General features: G+C 65.6%; 1 protein-coding gene. It reads right to left on the bottom strand.

What is annotated here, in order from left to right:
* Window positions 1–255: 255 nt before the first annotated feature.
* The coding region (locus DBR34_RS23825) for a LysR substrate-binding domain-containing protein (protein WP_258224086.1) at window positions 256–503 on the bottom strand (248 nt) is incomplete at its 5' end.

The following is a 503-nucleotide window of genomic DNA, read 5'->3' on the forward strand; positions in this document are numbered from 1 at the left end:
CCCATCTGCAGCGCAAGCTGGGCCGAGAACACGCGGCCCTGCTCTCGTAGCAGGTGGAGGATGGTCTGTTGGCGTTCGCCGGGGAGGGCTTCAGGATGCATGCGGGTTCTCGAGGCGTTGTGGAGAAAACCGGAGAACCATGCATGAATACGCGGTGGATCACCCGGTCTGGTAGGTGAATATACCGCAATGTGCAGCGCAATGTGCATTAACGTGCAGATCAGGCTGCGTGATTGTGCACGATGCAAGCCTGCTTTAGTCCGCGCGGAGCAGTTCCGGCTGGATCACCCCGGCCACCCAGTCCATGAACGCGGTGACCCGGTGGGGCAGGTGGCGGCGCTGCGCGTACAACAACGTCACCGGCATCGGCTCGGCGGCGAGCTGGGGCAGGACCTCCACCAGGGTGCCGGCGGCCAATGCCTGGCGCACGCCCAGCCGCGGCACCTGGATGATGCCCAGGCCCGCCAGCGCGGCGGCGTTGTAGCCCTCGCCACTGTTGACCG

Source organism: Stenotrophomonas sp. HMWF003 (assembly GCF_003061285.1).
Classification (GTDB): Bacteria; Pseudomonadota; Gammaproteobacteria; order Xanthomonadales; family Xanthomonadaceae; genus Stenotrophomonas; species Stenotrophomonas maltophilia_AP.